Annotated in this window: 17 protein-coding genes; 5 read left to right on the forward strand and 12 right to left on the reverse strand. The window is 69.6% G+C overall.

What is annotated here, in order from left to right; genetic code table 11:
* Position 1 precedes the first annotated feature (1 nt).
* Both ASC98_RS09855 and ASC98_RS09860 read left to right on the forward strand, forming a co-directional pair.
* Positions 2-577 (forward strand): DUF4337 domain-containing protein, encoded by a 576-nt coding sequence (locus ASC98_RS09855; protein ID WP_056816698.1) that lies wholly within the window; start codon positions 2-4, stop codon positions 575-577.
* A gap of 82 nt (positions 578-659) precedes the next feature.
* Entirely contained in the window at positions 660-1091 is a 432-nt protein-coding gene (locus ASC98_RS09860; RefSeq protein ID WP_056816702.1) for an OsmC family protein, read from the forward strand.
* A 1-nt stretch (position 1092) separates the two neighbouring features.
* Here ASC98_RS09860 and ASC98_RS09865 read toward each other — a convergent pair whose 3' ends face one another.
* The 4 genes from ASC98_RS09865 to ASC98_RS09880 are packed head-to-tail and all read right to left on the reverse strand — an operon-like array spanning position 1093 to position 7139.
* Complete coding sequence (locus tag ASC98_RS09865) at positions 1093-2190, reverse strand: hybrid sensor histidine kinase/response regulator (protein ID WP_056816704.1); 1098 nt, start codon at positions 2188-2190, stop codon at positions 1093-1095.
* 16 nt (positions 2191-2206) lie between these two features.
* On the reverse strand, positions 2207-2779 hold the full coding sequence (locus tag ASC98_RS09870; RefSeq protein ID WP_056816707.1) for a chemotaxis protein CheB: 573 nt from the start codon (positions 2777-2779) through the stop codon (positions 2207-2209).
* Complete coding sequence (locus tag ASC98_RS09875; protein ID WP_082541549.1) at positions 2776-3660, reverse strand: protein-glutamate O-methyltransferase CheR; 885 nt, start codon at positions 3658-3660, stop codon at positions 2776-2778. Before ASC98_RS09875 ends, ASC98_RS09870 begins: the two co-directional genes overlap by 4 nt.
* The gene (locus ASC98_RS09880) at positions 3657-7139 is read right to left on the reverse strand and encodes a response regulator (RefSeq protein WP_056819909.1); all 3483 of its coding nucleotides are present in this window, start codon (positions 7137-7139) and stop codon (positions 3657-3659) included. Before ASC98_RS09880 ends, ASC98_RS09875 begins: the two co-directional genes overlap by 4 nt.
* A 257-nt stretch (positions 7140-7396) precedes the next feature.
* Between ASC98_RS09880 and ASC98_RS09885 the strand changes: the two genes are divergently transcribed.
* Positions 7397-7663 (forward strand): hypothetical protein, encoded by a 267-nt coding sequence (locus ASC98_RS09885; protein WP_157597636.1) that lies wholly within the window; start codon positions 7397-7399, stop codon positions 7661-7663.
* Here the strand turns inward: ASC98_RS09885 and ASC98_RS09890 are convergent.
* A complete protein-coding gene (locus tag ASC98_RS09890) occupies positions 7611-8180 on the reverse strand; it encodes a GNAT family N-acetyltransferase (protein WP_056816715.1) in 570 nt (189 codons plus the stop codon). The two genes, ASC98_RS09885 and ASC98_RS09890, sit on opposite strands and share 53 nt — an antisense overlap.
* A 72-nt stretch (positions 8181-8252) precedes the next feature.
* Positions 8253-10628, reverse strand: a complete 2376-nt coding sequence (locus ASC98_RS09895; protein WP_056816718.1) for a phosphoketolase — start codon at positions 10626-10628, stop codon at positions 8253-8255.
* Positions 10629-10719: 91 nt separating this feature from the next.
* Here ASC98_RS09895 and ASC98_RS09900 point away from each other — a divergent pair, with 91 nt between their 5' ends.
* Positions 10720-11889, forward strand: coding sequence for an acetate/propionate family kinase (locus tag ASC98_RS09900; protein WP_056816793.1), 1170 nt, complete (start codon positions 10720-10722; stop codon positions 11887-11889).
* A 55-nt stretch (positions 11890-11944) separates the two neighbouring features.
* Positions 11945-12709 carry an exodeoxyribonuclease III gene (gene xth / locus ASC98_RS09905; RefSeq protein ID WP_056816721.1) on the forward strand — a complete coding sequence of 255 codons (765 nt, stop codon included), beginning with the start codon at positions 11945-11947 and terminating at the stop codon, positions 12707-12709.
* A 59-nt stretch (positions 12710-12768) separates the two neighbouring features.
* Here xth and ntrC read toward each other — a convergent pair whose 3' ends face one another.
* The 6 genes from ntrC to ASC98_RS09935 form a co-directional block, all read right to left on the reverse strand.
* Complete coding sequence (ntrC, locus tag ASC98_RS09910) at positions 12769-14274, reverse strand: nitrogen regulation protein NR(I) (protein WP_056816723.1); 1506 nt, start codon at positions 14272-14274, stop codon at positions 12769-12771.
* Positions 14275-14316: 42 nt separating this feature from the next.
* Positions 14317-15339, reverse strand: a complete 1023-nt coding sequence (gene glnL, locus ASC98_RS09915; RefSeq protein ID WP_082541589.1) for a nitrogen regulation protein NR(II) — start codon at positions 15337-15339, stop codon at positions 14317-14319.
* A gap of 68 nt (positions 15340-15407) precedes the next feature.
* On the reverse strand, positions 15408-15923 hold the full coding sequence (locus tag ASC98_RS09920) for a hypothetical protein (RefSeq protein WP_056816729.1): 516 nt from the start codon (positions 15921-15923) through the stop codon (positions 15408-15410).
* Between the two features lie 165 nt (positions 15924-16088).
* Positions 16089-17504 (reverse strand): type I glutamate--ammonia ligase, encoded by a 1416-nt coding sequence (gene glnA / locus ASC98_RS09925; protein ID WP_047513059.1) that lies wholly within the window; start codon positions 17502-17504, stop codon positions 16089-16091.
* A 246-nt stretch (positions 17505-17750) separates the two neighbouring features.
* Positions 17751-18545, reverse strand: coding sequence for a molybdopterin-binding protein (locus ASC98_RS09930; protein ID WP_056816732.1), 795 nt, complete (start codon positions 18543-18545; stop codon positions 17751-17753).
* Complete coding sequence (locus ASC98_RS09935) at positions 18542-19423, reverse strand: EI24 domain-containing protein (RefSeq protein ID WP_056816735.1); 882 nt, start codon at positions 19421-19423, stop codon at positions 18542-18544. Before ASC98_RS09935 ends, ASC98_RS09930 begins: the two co-directional genes overlap by 4 nt.
* Positions 19424-19619 lie beyond the last annotated feature (196 nt).

Consider the following 19619-nt stretch of genomic DNA (forward strand, 5'->3'; position numbering starts at 1 on the left):
CATGTCCGAACACGGTTTCCACGTCCACGGCCCGCACGACCACGAACTGGAGCACGCGGCCAAGCACGACCCCGACGGCCACGCCGGCCAGCTGGCGGTGATCACCGCGATCCTCGCGACGCTCGGTGCGATCTTCTCGTACATGGGCGGCGCGACGCAGGCCAACGCGGGTCTCTACAAGAACGACGCCGCGATCAAGAAGACCGAGGCGTCGAACCAGTGGAACTACTACCAGGCCAAGAGCAGCAAGCAGAACCTGGCCGAGCTGGCGGTCGAGCTGGCGCCCGAGGGCCGGCGAGCGTTCTACACCGAGGAGATCAAGCGCTACAAGACCGAGAAGGCCGAGATCATGACCGCGGCCAAGAAGCTCGAGGACGAGTCGACCGCGTTCGACAAGCAGAGCGAGGAGCAGATGCACCAGCACCACCGCTGGGCGCAGGCCACCACCGCGCTGTCGATCTCGATCGCGATGGCGGCGATCGCGCTGCTCACCAAGCGGCGCTGGACGGAGTACGCGGTGTACGGCTTGAGCGTGCTCGGCCTCGGCATGGGCATCGCCGCCTGGCTGCACTACTGAGTGCGCCGCCGGGTCCGCCACGCAGGTGGCAGGGTCCGGCGCAACGCGCTACGCTGCGCCCTCCACTTCCAAGGAGCGCAGCATGAAGATCAACCGCAAGGGCTCGGCCCAATGGTCGGGCGGCATCAAGGACGGCAAGGGCTCGATCTCGACCGAGAGCGGCGCCCTGAAGGACTACCCCTACGGCTTCGCCAGCCGCTTCGAAGGCATGCCCGGCAGCAACCCCGAGGAACTGCTGGGCGCGGCGCATGCGGCCTGCTTCACGATGGCCTTGTCGCTGATCCTCGGCGAAGCCAAGCTGCGGGCCGAGAAGATGGACACCACGGCCAAGGTCACGCTGGAGCAGGTCGAAGGCGGCTTCGCGATCAGCGCGGTTCAGCTGACGCTCACCGCCAACGTGCCGGGAGCGGACAACGCGACCTTCCAGGAACTGGCGGCGAAGGCCAAGGCGGGCTGCCCGGTGTCGAAGCTGTTCAAGACCGACATCTCGCTCGAGGCAACGCTCGTGAGCTGAGCTAGCGGCGCGGCAACTGCACGGTGAACATCGTGCGCCTGCCCTCGCCGCAAGGCTCCACGTCGACGCGCCCGCCGTGCGCCTGCACGATCTGCTGCACGATGTAGAGCCCGAGGCCCAGCCCCTCGTTGCGCCCGCGCGGGCGCTCGCCGCTGCGGAACGGATCGAACAGCGAGGGCAGCAGCTCGGGCGCGATGCAGCCCTCGTTCACGACCACCAGCGTCAGCTGCGCCGGGTCGTCGCCGTCGAGCACCAGGTCGACCGCCTCGCCCGGCGCACCATGCTGCAACGCGTTGCCGACCAGGTTCGCGACCACCTGCGACAGCCGTTCGGCATCCCACTCGCCTGCCAGGTCGCCGCTGCGCCGGGTGACGATGCGTGCCTCCGGCAACGCCGCCTGCAGCTCCTGCAGCACCCGCTCGACGATGGAGCCCAGGTCGGTCGGCGCCCGCTGCACCGCGATGCCGCCGGCCAGCCGGCCGCGCGCCAGGTCGAGCATGTTCTCGATCATCGCGCTCATGCGCCGCCCACCCTGCAGGATGCGGCCGGCGGTCTTGCCGGTGTCCTCGTCGGGGGCGCGCCGCTGCAGCAGCGTGGCCGAGGTCAGGATCGCATTCAGCGGGTTGCGCAGGTCGTGGCCGAGCATCGCGACGAACATCTCGTTCAGGCGCAGCGTCTCGGTGCGCTCGCGCAGCTCGTGGGCCAGCTGCTGCTTCTGCCGGTACAGCTGGAAGAACACCTCGGCCTTGTTGCGCAGGATGTGCGCCTCGATCGGCTTGAACAGGAAATCGACCGCCCCGCTCTCGTAGCCCTTGAAGATGCGCTGCTGGTCGCGCCCGCCGGCCGTCACGAAGATGATCGGCACATGGCGCGTGCGCTCGCTGCCGCGCATCAGCTCGGCCAGCTGGAAGCCGTCCATCTCGGGCATCTGCACGTCGAGCAGCGCGAGAGCCACGTCGTGCACCAGCAGCAGTTCCAGCGCCTGCGCGCCCGAGCGTGCCTGCAGCAGCTCGACGCCTTCGCCGCGCAACAGCGCCGACAGCGCCAGCAGGTTCTCGTCCAGGTCGTCGACCAGCAGGCATTTCACCGGTGCAAGCATGTGTTGCATCCTTTCTCTACAACCCGCGCAACAGCGCGGCCAGGCCGTCCAGCGGCAACAGGTGATCGGGGGTCACCGCCTTCAGCGCCGATGCCGGCATCCACGACACCAGGGCCGTGTCGGGCTGCTGCACCGCCGTCAACCCGCCGCGCCGTGCCACCGCGACCAGCCCGGCGGCACCGTCCTCGTTGCCGCCGGTGAGCACCATGCCCAGCAGCCGCGGACCGTACACGTCGGCCGCCGATTCGAACAGCACGTCGATCGACGGCCGCGAATAGTTCACCAGCGGATCGACCGACAGCGCAAGCCGCGGCCCGTCGTCCACCAGCAGGTGGTAGTCGGGCGGCGCGAAATACACGCAGCCGGGCTCGACCGCCTCCTTGTCCTGCGCCTCGCGCACCGGGCGCACGCAGCGCGGCGCGAAGATCTCCACCAGCAGGCTCGGCCGCTGGCGCGGCAGGTGGATCACGACCAGCACCGCGGCCCGCAGCGTGGCCGGCAGCGCCGGCAGCAGCGCCATCAGCGCCTCGACCCCGCCGGCCGAGGTGCCGATCACCACCGCATCGATGCGCTGCGCGAGGCCGCTCATGCCTCCCCCCGCTTCTGGAAGATCCGGTCGTCGCGCACCAGCTCGCCGAACGCGTCGGCATGGCTGGAGAAGCGCAGCGACTCCTTCGAGCCGAGCCCGAGGAAGCCCTGCCGGCACAGCGCCTCGCGGAACAGCCCGAGCGCGCGGTCCTGCAGCTCGCGGTTGAAGTAGATCAGCACGTTGCGGCACGAGACCAGCTGCACCTCGGCGAACACGCTGTCGGTGGCCAGGCTGTGGTCGGAGAACACGATGTGCTTCTTCAGCGACTTGTCGAACACTGCGCGCCCGTAGGCCGCGGTGTAGAAATCCGACAGCGAACCGCGGCCCCCGCTGCGCTGGTGGTTGTCGGAGAAGCCGGCGATGCGGTCGAGTTCGTACACGCCGGCCTCGGCACGCTGCAGCGCCTGCGCGTTGATGTCGGTCGCGTAGATCAGCGTGCGCTCGAGCAGGCCTTCCTCGCGCAGCAGGATCGCGAGCGAATACACCTCCTCGCCGGCGCTGCAGCCGGCCACCCAGACCTTCAGCGACGGCCAGGTGCGCAGCAGCGGCACCACCTGCTCGCGCAGCGAGCGGAAGTATGACGGGTCGCGGAACATCTCGCTGACCTGCACCGTCAGGTAGTCGAGCAGCGCCGGGAAGGTCGACGGCTCGTGCAGCACCTTGTCCTGCAGCTGGCTCAGCGTGCGGCAGCCGAAGCGCGCCATCGCGCTGCCCAGGCGCCGCTTCAGCGACGCGCCGGCGTAGCCGCGGAAGTCGTAGTGGTACTTCAGGTAGATCGCGTCGATCAGCAGGCGCAGTTCGATGTCGACGCCCGACACCGCGGACGCCGGCTGCGGCCCGGGTGTTTCGCGGGCTTCGCGGGTCTCGGACAGCGCCTTCATTTGGGCATCCACACCCGCACCAGCGACAGCAGCTTCTCGACGTCGAGCGGCTTCGCGATGTAGTCGTTGGCGCCGGCGGCCAGGCACTTCTCCTGGTCGTCCTTCATCGCCTTGGCGGTCAGCGCGATGATCGGCAGCTTCCGCCAGTCACCGCGCTTGCGGATCTCGCGCATCGCGGTGAAGCCGTCCATCTCCGGCATCATGATGTCCATCAGCACCAGGTCGACCAGGCCCGGCCCGACCCCTAGGCGTGCCAGCGCCTCCAGCGCCTCGCGCCCGTTGCGCGCGATCTCGATCTTGACGCCCTTCGGTTCGAGCACGCTGGACAGCGCGAAGATGTTGCGCACGTCGTCCTCGACCACCAGGATGCGCCGGCCTTCGAGTGTCGCATCGCGGTCGCGCGCCGCCTTCAGCATGCGCTGGCTCTCGGCCGGCAGGTGCGATTCGACCTGGTGCAGGAACAGCGTCACCTCGTCGAGCAGCCGCTCCGGCGAGCGCGCGTCCTTCACGATGATCGAGCGCGAGAAGCGGCGCAGGCCCTGCTCCTCGTCGCGCGTCAGCGAGCGGCCGGTGTAGACGATCACCGGCGGGAAGGCCACGTCGTCCTGGCCCGACATCTTCTCGAGCAGCTCGTAGCCGCTCAGGTCGGGCAGGTTCAGGTCCATCACCATGCAGTCGAAGGTGGTCGACTGCAGCGCAGCCAGCGCCTCGCCGGCGTTCGCCACGTCCGTGATCTGCACGTCGTCGGTGCCGAGCAGGTGGCGGATGCTCTCGCGCTGGCGCGCGTCGTCTTCCACCACCAGCACGCGGCGCACGCTCTGCATGAACTTGGCCTCCAGCCGCCGCAGCGCCTCGACCAGCTGCTCGCGCTTGACCGGCTTCAGCGCGTAGCCGATCGCGCCGCGCTGCAAGGCCTCCTGGCTGTAGTCGGCCACCGAGATCACGTGCACCGGGACGTGGCGCGTCTGCGGGCTGCGCTTCAGCTGGTCGAGCACGCCGAGGCCGGAGTGGTCGGGCAGGTTCATGTCGAGCAGGATCGCGCTCGGCTTGAAGTCGAGCGCCGCGCGGATGCCGTCGCCGGCCGTGTGCGCAAGCAGGCACTGGAAGCCGGCCTCGTGGATCAGGTCGCGCAGGATGGCCGCGAAACGCATGTCGTCCTCGACGACCAGGATCAGCCGCTTGCCGGGCGCCAGCTGGTCGCGGTCGTCGTCGAGCACGCGCGGCTGCAGCGTCTTCGGCGGGGGCGGCATCTCGCGCTGCATCTCGTGTTGCATGGCGCGCTGCGGGCCGGGCAGGTGGGCGGCGGCCGGCGGTTCGGCCCCAGGCGCCGCGGGCGGCTGCGTTGCCGCGGCGCCTTCGGCCCGCGCCACCGGCAGCGTCAGCGTGAACACGCTGCCCTCGCCCGGGGTGCTGCGCACCGCGATGTCGCCGCCCAGCAGCCGCGCCAGGTCGCGCGAGATCGACAGCCCGAGCCCGGTGCCGCCGTACTTGCGGTGCGTGCTGCCGTCGGCCTGGCGGAAGGCCTCGAAGATGATCTCCTGCTGGTGCTCGGCGATGCCGATGCCGCTGTCGCGCACCGCGAACGACAGCATGCCGTCGCCATCGGGCGCGACATGCACCGAGACCTCGCCGGCCGCGGTGAACTTCAGCGCGTTCGACAGCAGGTTGTTCAGGACCTGCCCGACGCGCTGCGCGTCGGATTCGATGCGCTGCGGCGTGCCCGGCTCGATCGCGGTGCTGAACGACAGGCCCTTCTGCTGCGCCGCCGGCTGGAAGTTCGCGTTCAGCGATTCGACGATGCGGCTGACCAGCACCGGCTCGATCTGCACCTCGACCTTGCCGGCCTCGATCTTCGACAGGTCGAGGATGTCGTTGATCAGCGCCAGCAGGTCGTTGCCGGCGTCGGCGATGGTCTGCGCGAACTTCACCTGCTCGGCGTCCAGGTTGCCCGCCTTGTTGTCGGCCAGCAGCTTCGCGAGGATCAGCGTCGAGTTCAGCGGCGTGCGCAGCTCGTGGCTCATGTTGGCCAGGAACTCGCTCTTGTACTGGTTGGCGCGCTCCAGTTCGCCGGCCTTCTCGGTCAGCGTGACCTGGGCCGCGGCGAGGTTGTCCTTCTGGTGCTCCAGCAGCTGGGTCTGCTCCTCGAGCTGCGCATTGGTCTGCTCCATCTCGGCCTGCTGGGCCTCCAGCTGGGCCTGCGATTCCTTCAGCACGCGGCCCTGCTCCTCGAGCTCTTCGTTGCTGACCCGCAGTTCCTCCTGCTGGGCCTGCAGCTCCTCGGCCTGGCGCTGCGTCTCCTCGAGCAGCTCCTCGAGGCGCGTGCGGTCCTTCGCGGTGCGCACCGCGACGGCGAGCGCTTCGGAGACGCGCAGCAACAGCTCCTGCTCGGCCTCGTGCGTGCGGTGCAGGAAGCCGAGTTCGACCACCGCCTGCACGACGCCGTCGACCAGCGCCGGCGCCAGCAGCAGCTCGGTGGGGTCGGCACGGCCAAGCGCCGAGGTCACCGGCAGGTAGCCGGCCGGCACGTCGGTCACGCGCACCGGCCTGGCGTCCTTCAGCACCTGGCCGAGCAGGCCGTCGCCGGGGTGCAGCTCGGCGGCCACGCTGCCGCCGTCGAGCCCGTGCGCGGCGAAGCGGCGGAAGCGGCCGTCGCTCTCGGCGATGTACAGGGCGCCGACGCGCGCCCCCATGTACTGCGCCAGGTACGACAGCACGCGCTCGCCGAGCGCATCGAGCCGGTGCTCGCCCTGCACGCGTTCGCCGATCCCCATCTGGCCGCTGCGCACCCAGGCCCGCGCCTCGCGGGCCAGGTGCTCGCGCGAACTCATCGCCATCGCCACCGCGATCAGGAACAGCAGCAGCGCCGAGCCGATCCAGGTGATGTTGGACGACAGGTTCACCGCGTCCTGCCAGTCGCCCTGTCGCCCGGCCAGCAGGCCGCGCTCGTCGTCGTCCATGTCGGCGACGAGGGTGCGGATGCGGTTCATCGTCGCGCGGCCGCGGTCGGTGCGCACCACCGCGAGCGCCTGCTCGACGTTGCCGGCGCGGCGCAGCTCCACCGTCTCGGCCAGTTCGCCCAGATTCTCGGTGGTCAGCCGGTCGATCGTGTCGATGCGCTGCGTCTGGCGCGGGTTGTCGACGGTCAGTTCGCGCACCCGGCGCACCAGGCCCGGCAGCGCCGCGCGCGCGGTGGTGTACGGGTCGAGGTAGAGCTCGTTGCCGGTCAGCAGGAAGCCGCGCTGGCCGGTCTCGGCATCCTTCACCGCCGACAGCAGCGTCTGCAGCTGCTGGCCGACCTCGATCGTGTGCGTCACCAGCTCGGCGGTGCTGGCGCGGGTCTGCAGCGAGCGGTACGAGAAGAACGCGATCAGCACGACCGCCAGCACCGCAAGGCCGAAGCCGATCAGCGGACCCGGCGGCAGCGGCAGGCGGCGGCGTGCGCCGCGGACCGGGGCGAACTTCATCGAAAGCGGGGCCATCGGCGCGATCCTGTGATTCAAAGAAGAGACGGCACGCGGCGGCATGCGCAGGGGCTCGGAAGCGCGCGGGATCGTAGCGCAGCGCCGCCCGATTCCAGGCGCACGCGACGGGCAAACGGCGCGCCTGCACGCATGTCGCGGCGATGTCCTACAAATGCGTCGGGCATGCGCCCACGGGGCGCGCCGAAGCGCCCCTCTACAGTGAGGCTGCGCCGGGACCGCAGAGCCCCGGATGGCACCCACTACCGGAGGTCGCGATGAAAAGAGGGATGGTCATTGCAGGGTTCGAGGTGCACACCGACGAGGGCTTGCGGCAGGTTCCGCCGGGCACGTGCTGGGTCATCGAGGGCGCCCTGTGGGTCAAGCTGCTGTGGCAGGCCGATGGCGCGCGCGAGGCGGCCACCGTGTCGCTGCGCGAGTACCAGGCCTGCGTGCAACACGGCTGCATCCACTTCGAGGAAGCGCCGTCGTTCAGCGAATCCGTGCGTAGACCCTTGAGTCTCGCAAGCTGCCGTCCGGCGTGATGCGGTCGTTGCGGCGCGTGCCTTCGAGCACATAGCCCGCCCGTTCGCAGACGCGCCAGCTGGCGGTGTTGCCGGCGTCCGGCAGCGCTTCGATGCGGCGCATGCCGAGCGTGTCGAAGGCGAGATCCGTGATGGCCTGCACCGCCTCGGTGACGAGGCCGCGGCCGGTGAACGCCGAGTGCGCCCAGTAGCCGATCTCGCATTTGGGCACCGCCCAGTCGAACGCATGCAGGCTGCCGGCGCCGACCAGCGCGCCGCCGTCCTTCAGGAACAGCAGCATCGGCATCATCGAGCGCATCAGGTAGTGCGCGCGGCCTTCACGGCAGAACTGCTCCGAGGTCTCGATGCTCGGCTCGGCCAGCGCCCACGGCAGCGAGGCCGGGAATTCGCGCAATGCGTCCAGCGACGCGACCACCGCGTCATGCACCAGCGGACCTTCACCGGCGCGCGGGCAGCGGATCGTCAGGCGCGCGCTGTCGAAGCTGTCGGGAACGTCGCGAAGCGAGGGGATCGTCATGCGGGGATGGTGGCAGCCTGCCCCCGCAGCGCTCGCGCCGCAGGCGCAACCGCGTGCGCGGATGCGAAGGTGTCAGCGCGGCGACCAGCGCCATTCCTTCACCTCGGGCAGGTCGTCGCCGTGCTCGCACACCCATTCCCGGTGCCGGCGCAGCGTGGCCGCCAGCCGCTCGGCCTCGGCCGGTACCCGCGCGGCCAGGCGCGGCACGCGGCGGATCGCGTCGAAGGCCAGCTGGTAGCGGTCGAGCTGGTTCAGCACCACCATGTCGAACGGCGTCGTCGTCGTGCCTTCCTCGCGGTAGCCGCGCACATGGATGTTCGCGTGGTTGCGGCGCCGGTAGGTCAGCTTGTGCACCAATGATGGGTAGCCGTGGAAGGCGAACACCACCGGCCGGTCGGCGGTGAAGATCGCGTCGAAGGCCTCGTCGGCCAGGCCGTGCGGATGCTCCAGCGGCGGTTGCAGCGCGAACAGGTCGACGACGTTGACGACACGCACCCGCAGGTCGGGCACGCGCTCGCGCAGCAGGGTCACGGCGGCCAGCGTCTCGAGCGTCGGGACATCGCCGGCGCAGGCCATCACCACCTCCGGCTCGCCGCCGCTGCCGGCCCATTCCCAGGTGCCCACGCCGACGCGGCAATGCCGCTGCGCCGCGTCGATGTCGAGCCATTGCCAGGCCGGCTGCTTGCCGGCGACGATCACGTTGACGTAGTTGCGGCTGCGCAGGCAGTGGTCGGCCACCGACAGCAGGCAGTTCGCGTCCGGCGGCAGGTAGATGCGAACCACGTCGGACTTCTTGTTCGCGACATGGTCGATGAAGCCCGGGTCCTGGTGCGAGAAGCCGTTGTGGTCCTGGCGCCAGACATGCGAGGTGAGCAGGTAGTTCAGCGAGGCGATCGGCTGCCGCCACGGGATCTGCCGGCAGGTCTTCAGCCACTTGGCGTGCTGGTTGAACATCGAGTCGACGATGTGGATGAAGGCCTCGTAGCACGAGAACATGCCGTGCCGGCCGGTCAGCAGGTAGCCCTCGAGCCAGCCCTCGCACAGGTGCTCGCTGAGCACCTCCATCACGCGACCGTCGGTGCCGAGGTTCGGGTCGACCTCGTCGATGCGCGCGAGCCATTGCTTGCCGGAGACCTCGTACACCGCGTCGAGCCGGTTCGACGCGGTCTCGTCCGGGCCGAACAGCCGGAAATTGCGGGCCGCCAGGTTGAGCCGCACCAGCTCGCGCAGGAACCCGCCGAGCACGCGGGTCGATTCGAGCTGCACCGCACCGGGCTGCGCCACCGCCACCGCATGCTCGCGGAACGGCGGCATCGCGAGCGGCTGCAGCAGTTCGCCGCCGTTGGCGTGCGGGTTCGCGCTCATGCGGCGCGCGCCGGTGGGGCCGAGCGACGCCAGGTCGTCGCGCAGCCGGCCGTCGGCGTCGAACAGCTCGTGCGGCCGGTAGCTGCGCAGCCAGGCGTCGAGCTGCGCGAGGTGCTCGGGGGTCTTCACGTCGGCCAACGGCACCTGGTGCGCCCGCCAGGTGCCTTCGACCGGCTGGCCGTCGACGGTCTTCGGCCCGGTCCAGCCCTTGGGCGTGTCGAGCACGATCATCGGCCAGCGCGGGCGCTCGACCGGGCCGCCGGAGCGCGCGCGCTGCTGGATCGCGTGGATGTCGGCCACCACGCGGTCGAGCGTCGCCGCGAGCTGCTGGTGCACCTGCGCCGGGTCGCTGCCGGTCACGACATGCGGCTCGTGGCCACAGCCCCGCATCAGCTGCTCGAGTTCGTCGCGCCCGATGCGCGCGAGCAGCGTCGGGTTCGCGATCTTGTAGCCGTTCAGGTGCAGGATCGGCAGCACGGCGCCATCGGTGGCCGGGCTCAGGAACTTGTTCGAATGCCAGCTCGCGGCCAGCGGCCCGGTCTCGGCCTCGCCGTCGCCGATCACGCACGCGACGATCAGCCCGGGGTTGTCGAATGCGGCGCCGTAGGCATGGGCAAGCGAGTAGCCGAGCTCGCCGCCTTCGTGGATCGAGCCGGGCGTCTCGGGCGCCACGTGGCTCGGGATGCCGTAGGGCCACGAGAACTGGCGGAACAGCCGGCGCATGCCGTCGCGGTCTTGCGTGACGGCCGGATAGCGCTCGGTGTACGAGCCTTCGAGCCAGGCGCTCGCGACCAGCCCCGGGCCGCCGTGGCCGGGGCCGATCACGTAGATCATGTCGAGCCCGTGTGCGGCGATCACGCGGTTCAGGTGCGCATACAGCAGGTTCAACCCGGGCGTCGTGCCCCAGTGGCCGAGCAGGCGCGGCTTCACGTGGGCCTGCACCAGCGGCTCGTCGAGCAGCGGGTTGTCGCGCAGGTAGATCTGCCCGACCGACAGGTAGTTGGCGGCGCGCCACCAGGCGTCGATGCGCTGCAGCTGGCCGGGTGACAGGGGGCCGTGCGGATGCTCGGTGGGGTGGTTCACGGGAGGATCCTCCTTGTCGGGCCGATGATGGCCGCACCGGCGTCGACTGAGTATGCTGCAGATCAAATCCCACGCCGCCGGAAACGAATCGATGCGCCCCCTGCTGCTGACGCTGAACGCCGGCTCGTCGTCGATCAAGCTCGGCCTGTTCCGCCTCGGCGCCGCCGGGCCGGAGTCGGTCGGGCGCGGCCGCCTCGACCTGCAGCGGGCGCCGCTCGCGCTGTCGCTCGACTGCGAAGGCCGCCGGGTCGACCAGCCGCTGCAGGCCCCGCTGACCGAATCGCTGCACGAGGTGGTCGACGCGATGCTCGGCGTGCTCGAGCGCGACGGCGCGCTGGCCGGCCTGCACGCCGCGGCACACCGCGTGGTGCATGGCGGCGCGCAGCACCACGGGCCGGTGCGCGTCGACGACGCGACGCTGGCGGCGCTCGACGCGCTGACGCCGCTCGCGCCGCTGCACCAGCCGCACAGCCTGCGGCTGATCCGGGCGCTGCAGCAGCTGCGACCCGGGCTCGTGCAGACCGCGTCGTTCGACACCGCCTTCCACCAGACGCAGGACCCGCTCGCCCGCCGCTTCGCGTTGCCCCGCGCGCTGCACGACGCGGGGGTGCAGCGCTACGGCTTCCACGGCCTGTCGTATGCCTTCATCGCGCGCGAACTCGCGCGGGTGGCGCCGCACGAGGCGGCCGGTCGCGTCGTCGTCGCGCACCTGGGCAGCGGCGCAAGCCTGTGCGGGCTGCAGGCCGGCCGCAGCGTCGACACCAGCATGGGCTTCTCGGCGCTGGACGGTGTGCCGATGGGCACGCGCTGCGGTGCGCTCGACGCCGGCGTGCCGCTGTACCTGATGCAGCAGCGCGGCCTGTCCCACGACCAGATCGAGGACCTGCTGTACCACCGCTCGGGGCTGCTCGGCGTGTCGGGCCTCAGCGCCGATGCGCGCACCTTGCGCGACAGCGACCTGCCGGCAGCGCGCGAGGCGCTGGCGTTGTTCGCGCTGCGTTGCGCCGGCGAAGCGGCGCGCATCGCGACCACGCTCGGCGGGCTCGATGCGCTGGTGTTCACCGCCGGCATCGGCGAGCACGATGCGGCGCTGCGCGCCGCGGTGTGCGAACGGCTGGGCTGGCTCGGCGTCGCGCTCGACGCCGATGCGAACGCGCGCCATGCGCTGCGCATCGACCGGCCCGGCCGCGTGGCGCTGTTCGTGATGGCCACGGACGAGGAACGCACGATCGCCGACGAGGCCTGGGCGGTGCTGCGTTGATCGTGGTGCGCGCGGCAGCGGGTACGATGCGCGCCTCCGCCCGAAAGGTCCGCCCGTGAAACTCGCCACCTGGAACGTCAACTCCCTTGCGGTGCGCCTGCCGCAGCTGATCGACTGGCTTGCGCTGCACCAGCCCGACGCGATCGTGCTGCAGGAAACCAAGCTCACCGACGACAAGTTCCCGCAGGCCGAGATCGAGGCTGCCGGCTACCAGGTGCAGTGGTTCGGGCAGAAGACGTACAACGGCGTCGCGCTGCTGTCGCGCACGGTGGCCGCCGACATCGTCAAGAACATTCCCGGCCATGACGACGAGCAGGCGCGCGTGATCGCCGGCACCGTCAACGGCATCCGCATCGTCGGCGCGTACATCCCGAACGGGCAGTCGGTCGACAGCGACAAGTTCCAGTACAAGCTGAAGTGGTTGACGGCGCTGCGCACCTGGCTGGCCGACGAGCTGACCCGCCACACGCACCTGGTGCTGATGGGCGACTACAACATCGCCCCCGAAGACCGCGACGTGCACGACCCGGTGGCATGGGCCGGGCAGGTGCTGTGCACGCCCGAGGAGCGGGCGCATTTCCAGGGCCTGCTCGGGCTCGGGCTGCACGACTCCTTCCGGCTGTTCGAGCAGCCGCCGAAGAGCTGGAGCTGGTGGGACTACCGCAACCTGGCGTTCCGCAAGAACCAGGGGCTGCGCATCGACCACATCCTGGTCAGCGACGCGCTGAAGGGCCAGGTGAAAGCCTGCGTGATCGACAAGCCGACGCGCAAGAACGAGCGGCCCAGCGACCATGCGCCGGTGATTGCGGAACTCTCGTAGTCAGCGATCGGCGCGCCGCAGCCTCCCCGCACGCGCCTTCGCGCCCCCCTCGGGCGACTTCAATCGTCCAGACCGAGTTCCTGGATCTTCCGAGTGATGGTGTTGCGGCCAATCCCGAGCTTCTGCGCGGCCTCGATGCGCCGGCCGCGCGTGATCTCGAGCGCGGTGTGGATCAGCTGCGCCTCGAACTTGCGGGTCAGCGTGTCCCACACCTCCGGCAAGCCGGCTTGCAGCATCGCGCGCGATTCGCGCTCCAGGTCGGCCAGCCAGTGCGTGCTGGTTGCCACGGCGGCCACCGCATCCGGCAGCGGCGCAGCCACCGGCGCGGCGGCCTGAGCCGCCGACACGCTGACGATCGACGGCAGTTCGGCGGCCTCGCCCGCGCCCGGCACACGCGCCGGCATCGCGACGAGGTCGCCCTGGAATTCCGGCGGCAGGTCCTTGGCCTCGACCACCTGCGCCGGCGCCATCACCGTCAGCCAGTGGCAGATGTTCTCCAGCTGCCGCACGTTGCCGGGAAAGTCGAACTGCATCAGCCGCGCGAGCGCCGCTTCGGTGATGCGCTTGGCCTCGACGCCCAGCTCCTTCGCACTCTTCTGCAGGAAGAAGCGCGCCAGCGCCGGCACGTCCTCGCGCCGCTCGCGCAGCGCCGGCAGCCGCAGCCGGATCACGTTCAGCCGGTGAAACAAGTCCTCGCGAAAGGCCCCGAGCTTGACCCGCTCTTCCAGGTTCTGGTGCGTCGCGGCGATCACGCGCACGTTGCTGCGCAGCGGGTTGTGCCCGCCGACGCGGTAGAACTGCCCGTCGCTCAGCACGCGCAGCAGCCGCGTCTGCAGGTCGAACGGCATGTCGCCGATCTCGTCGAGGAACAGCGTGCCGCCGTCGGCCTGCTCGAAGCGCCCGCGCCGCGTCGTCTGCGCGCCGGTGAACGCGCCGCGCTCATGGCCGAACAACTCGCTCTCGAGCAGGTCTTTCGGGATCGCCGCGGTGTTGATCGCGACGAACGGCCCGCTCGCCCGCGGGCTGTGCTTGTGCAGCGCCTGCGCGACGAGTTCCTTGCCGGAGCCCGACTCGCCGGTGATCAGCACCGTGACCACGCTCTGGCTCAGTCGCCCGATCGCGCGGAACACGTCCTGCATCGCCGGCGCCTGCCCCAGCATCTCGGGCATCTGCGCCATGCGCTCGTCGCGCACCTCCTCGCGCATGCTCTCGTCGAGCGCGCGGCGGATCAGCTCGACGGCCTTCGGCACGTCGAACGGCTTCGGCAGGTACTCGAAGGCCCCGCCCTGGAACGCACTGACCGCGCTGTCCAGGTCGGAGTAGGCCGTCATGATGATCACCGGCAGCCCGGGATGGCGCTCCTTGACCTTGCTCAGCAGCTCGATGCCCGAGCCGCCCGGCATCCGGATGTCGGATACGAGAACCTGCGGCTCGTCGTCTTCGAGCGCGATCAGCACGTCGCGCGGGTTGGTGAAGCTGCGCACCGCGAGGTCTTCACGCGCCAGCGCCTTCTCCAGCACGAAGCGGATGGATTGGTCGTCGTCAACGATCCAGATGGGTTTCATGCCCTGCCTGTGGTTCCGGTCCCGCCCGCCCCGGCTTCTGGCTCAGGGCAACGGGATCACGATCTTGAAAAGGGTCTGGCCCGGTTTGCTCTCGCATTCGATCATGCCCTGGTGTTGCTGCACGAACGTCTGCGCCAGCGTGAGTCCCAAGCCCGACCCGCCATCGCGCCCCGATACCAACGGGTAAAAGATGCGATCCCGGATCGACTCCGGGATCCCCGGGCCGTTGTCTTCAATATGCAAGTCCAGTGCCAATCGATAGCGCTGCTTGCCGAGCGTCACCTGCCGCGCGATCCGCGTGCGCAGCGTGATGCAGGCGTCGCCCTGCGCGATGCGCTCGGACAGCGCCTGCGCCGCGTTGTGCGCGATGTTGAGCACCGCCTGGATCAGCTGCTCGCGGTCGCCGCGGAAATCGGGGATGGAGATGTCGTAGTCGCGCATCACCGCCAGCCCGCGCGGGAACTCGGCAATGATCAGCGAGCGCACCCGCTCGCAGACCTCGTGGATGTTGACGTCGCTCACCACGTGCGGCTTGCGGTGCGGCGCGAGCAGCCGGTCGACCAGCGCCTGCAGCCGGTCGGCCTCCTGGATGATGACCTGGGTGTACTCGGTCAGCGCGCGCGACTCGACCTCCATCTCGAGCAGTTGCGCCGCGCCGCGGATGCCGCCGAGCGGGTTCTTGATCTCGTGCGCGAGGTTGCGGATCAGTTCCTTGTTGGCGCGCGCCTGGCCGAGCGCGCGTTCCTCGCGGTCCTGGCGCGTCTGCTGCTCGATCTCCACCAGCTCGACGATCGCCTCGTTCGGCCGGTCGAGCTGGTTGACGATCACATGCACCGGCAGCGCATCGCCATGCGCCGACACCGGCCGGCGCAGCAGCGCCTCGAAGCGGCTGGTCGAGAAATCGTTGCGCACGACCGCGGCCACGGTGTCGCGCACCGAATTGGCATCGATGAACCAGTCGAACAGCGAGCCGCCCAGCACGCTGCGCCGCGGCAGGCCCAGCACGTTCTCGAACGCGGCATTGGCGAACAGGCAGCTGCCGTCTTCGCGCACCACCGCGACCATCGTCGCCAGGTGGTCGAAGGCCTGGTAGCGCTCGGGCAGCTCGCCGGCCTGCCGGTTCGCCGGCGTGGTCACGGCAGCTTCGCGAGTTCGCGCCGCAGCGCGGCGACGTCGCCTTCCTTGCGCATGATGCTGGCCTTCATCTCGGCGACGCGGTCCACGTACTTCTGGTAGTTCTTCTCGTCGCCCTGGCGCTCGGGCTCGCCGTTGTTGTAGGCCTTCTGCAACTCGGCCAGCTGGTCTTCTTCCTTCTTCAGCTCGGCCTCGAGGATGCGGCGGGCATCGCTGTCGCGGGCGCGCTGCTCGTTCGGGTCGACCCGGTTCTCGCCCGGCTTGCCCGCCGCCGCGCTCGAGGACGACCCCTTTGCCGGACGCAGGCCCTGCACCACGGTGATCGGCGCACCCTCGAGGGTCTTGCAGCCCTTGTCCCTGGCCTCCTTGGCCGACAGCGTGTCGGTGTAGAGCACCGGGTTGCCGGGGCAACGGTAGACGGTCTTTTCTTCGGCAGCCCGTGCTGGCAGGGCGATCAGCGTGGCAACGGCAGCCACCGCGAGCGCGCAACGGGTCGTGGTTCGGTGAGAGCGCATGGGAAAGGTCCTCGGGCCGTGGGATCTGGTGGATTGTGGCCGATCCCGCGATGGATCCCACCATGTAAAAAGGGACGGCTTGTGCCGTCCCTTCGTGATGCCGGATTCGCGGAACCGCTGGCGGTGAGAGCCTGCGCCCCCGCGCCGGGTTCCACGGCGCCTGCGTCAGGCGCTGTAATACATGTCGAACTCGACCGGATGGGTCGTCATGCGGAAGCGCGTGACTTCCTGCATCTTCAGCTCGATGTAGGCGTCGAGGTAAGCGTCGGTGAAGACACCGCCCTTGGTCAGGAACGCGCGGTCCTTGTCCAGGTAGTCGAGCGCCTGGTCGAGGCTGTGGCAGACGGTCGGGATCTTCGCGTCTTCTTCCGGCGGCAGGTGGTACAGGTCCTTCGTGGCGGCTTCGCCCGGGTGGATCTTGTTTTCCACGCCGTCGAGGCCGGCCATCAGCAGCGCCGAGAACGCCAGGTACGGGTTCGCCAGCGGGTCCGGGAAGCGCGCTTCGATGCGGCGGCCCTTCGGGTTGGCAACGTACGGAATGCGGATCGAGGCCGAGCGGTTCTTGGCCGAGTAGGCCAGCTTCACCGGGGCTTCGAAGCCCGGGACCAGGCGCTTGTAGCTGTTGGTGCCGGGGTTCGTGATCGCGTTCAGCGCGCGGGCGTGCTTGATGATGCCGCCGATGTAGAACAGCGCGAATTCCGACAGGCCTGCGTAGCCGTCACCGGCGAACAGGTTCTTGCCGTCCTTCCAGACCGACTGGTGCACGTGCATGCCCGAGCCGTTGTCGCCGACGATCGGCTTCGGCATGAAGGTCGCGGTCTTGCCGTAGGCGTGGGCCACGTTGTGGATCACGTACTTCTGCAGCTGCAGCCAGTCGGCGCGCTGCACCAGCGAGCTGAACTTGGTGCCGATTTCCATCTGGCCGGCGTTCGCCACTTCGTGGTGATGCACTTCGACCGGAATGCCCAGCGATTCGAGGATCAGGCACATCTCGGAGCGCAGGTCCTGGGCGCTGTCGACCGGGGGCACCGGGAAGTAGCCGCCCTTGACGGCCGGACGGTAGCCCGAGTTGCCGTGGTCGTATTCCTTGCCGGTGTTCCAGGCGGCTTCCTCGGATTCGATCTTCGAGAACGAACCGGACATGTCCACGTTCCAGCGGACGCTGTCGAAGATGAAGAATTCGGGTTCCGGGCCGAAGAAGGCGGTGTCGCCGATGCCCGACGACTTCAGGTAGGCCTCGGCGCGCTTGGCCAGCGAACGCGGGTCGCGCTCGTAGGGCTTGCCATCGGTCGGCTCGATCACGTCGCAGGTGAGGATCAGCGTCGGCTCTTCGAAGAACGGGTCGATGTTGGCCGTGTTCGGGTCCGGCATCAACAGCATGTCGGAAGCTTCGATGCCCTTCCAGCCGGCGATCGACGAACCGTCGAAGGCGTGGCCCGAAATGAACTTGTCTTCGTCGAACGCAGACAGGGGCACCGAAACGTGTTGCTCTTTGCCGCGGGTATCGGTGAAGCGGAAGTCAACGAACTTGACCTCGCTTTCCTTCACCATCTTCATCACGTCGGCGACGGTCTTTGCCATCAGGTTCTCCTAGCGAGAGGCTTGTGGGGTGAGTGGGTGGGTAGAGACGACAGATTCAGTGCCGGGAGGGGCCTGGAAATGCGCACAGGAATGTAGCAGAAAGCATGCCCGCGCCCGATGACGGCGCAGGCCCAGCCGGCATGCGCTCCACCGGGTGAGCAACGGTCCAAAACACGCGGTGGCGGCGGGTCGGTGACGCCACTTTGGTGCACGGCCCGGCACCAGGCTGGACGGGCGATGCGGCGCTCACCGCACCAACTCGGGGCCCAAGTGCGCACCATGGCCACGCAGCCCGGCCAGCAGTTCGGCGAAGGCCTCCGCCACCGGGCCGGCCGCGCCCTTGACGCCGAGTTCGATGTGGCGCCCCCACTGCGGGTGGTCGACGCTCGGCAGGCTGAACACCTTGACGCCGTCGAAGCGGGCCTCGATGGCCTCCATCAGCGGCGTGAGGGTCGACTCCATCGCGCCGAACACGATCACCGACTGCTCGCGCGGCCGCTCGGCGCGGTGCTCGCCGGCGTAGCGTTCGTCGAGCACCGACTGCAGCATCGGCCAGGCCATCACCGGGAAGCCGGGCACGAAGTGCACATGGCCGACCGAGAAGCCGGGGATCTTGTTGTAGGGGTTCGGGATGATCTGCGCGCCGGCCGGGAACATGCCCATGTTGAGGCGATGCAGGTTGTCGGCGCGCTCGGGTTCGAACGGCACGCCCTGCTCGGCGGCGACGTCGCGCATGCGTTCGAGGATCAGTTCGCGCGCCTGCGGGTGGAGCGCGAGCGGCACGCCGAGCGCGCGCGCGGCGCACTGGCGCGTGTGGTCGTCGGGCGTGGCGCCGATGCCGCCGCACGAGAACACCACGTCGCCACTGGCGAAGGCCTCGCGCAGGTGGGCGGTGATGCGCTCGGGGTCGTCGCCGACGTAGCGGGCCCACGACAGCGGGATGCCGCGCTCGTTCAGCAGCGCGATCACCTTGGGCAGGTGCTTGTCCTCGCGTTTGCCCGACAGGATCTCGTCGCCGATGATGATGACGCCGAAGTTCATGCGATGTCCTCTGAAGCGGAAGGCCTGGGAAGCGGGGTCGGGTCGCCGGCTGGCGGCAGCGCCACGGCGGCCGCGAGTTGCTGCTCGGCGCGCAGCTCGGCCAGCGCCGCCAGCGCGAAGTGCGCGAACCACAGCGACGAGAACGCGAACACCAGCGTGTAGATCCAGATCGCGACCGGCACCAGGATCGGCGCGAGCGCGAGGAACATCAGGCCCGAGGCCCACACCAGCGACGGCGCGGCGCCGAGGTAGCCGGTGGCGATGCCGAGTCCGAGGAAGCTGGTGCGGTGGCGGCGGATCAGTTCGCGGCGCTCGTCCTTGCTCGCATGCTCCGACAGCGTGTCGTAGACCATCACGCGGTAGGTCAGCCAACCCCAGATCAGCGGTGGCACGACCAGCACCATCAGCGGCACGAACCACAGCGGGATCGATGCGATCAGCGCGACGATCGCGACCGCGGTCGAACCGAGGCTCACGACGATGCTGCCGACGAAGGTGCCGCCGCGGCGGCGCTCCAGCAGCGGGAAGCGGCGTTGCGCCACCAGGTTCAACATCGCCGGCGTCATCAGCGTCGCGACGACCAGCAGCGACAGCAGCACCAGCACCGGCGTCGCGAGGAAGATCACGACCAGCGGGCCGAGCACCGACTTCAGGTTGCCGGCGCCGATGCTTTCGAGCCAGCTGAACAAGGGATGCAGCAGGTCCCACGAATCGAGCAGGTCGCGCACGCCGTCGATCGCGGCTTCCCAGAAGAAGTAGCCGAGGCCGAAGCTCAGGCCGACGAGCAGCGCGAGCGGCAGCAATGACAGCACGATCACGCGCGGGTGCAGGCAGTAGGCGGCGGCGCGCCAGAAGGAATCGAACAGGGGTCTGAGCATGGTTGCGGAGGATAGCGTGCTGGGCTTCGCGCTGCGAAGGCGCGTGGGGGGAGGCTGTGGCGCGCCGTCGGGGGCGGTCCTCGGCCCCCCCGGGGGGGGCCGAGGACTTCCCTCCGCTGGCTGGCTTCGTGGCCCGTCGCCGAAACTCCCTCCGCTCACTTCGTTCGCTGTGGTCAAACAGTCGGCGACAGTCAGT

The organism is Rhizobacter sp. Root1238, assembly GCF_001425825.1.
In the GTDB taxonomy this organism is placed as follows: Bacteria; Pseudomonadota; Gammaproteobacteria; order Burkholderiales; family Burkholderiaceae_C; genus Rhizobacter.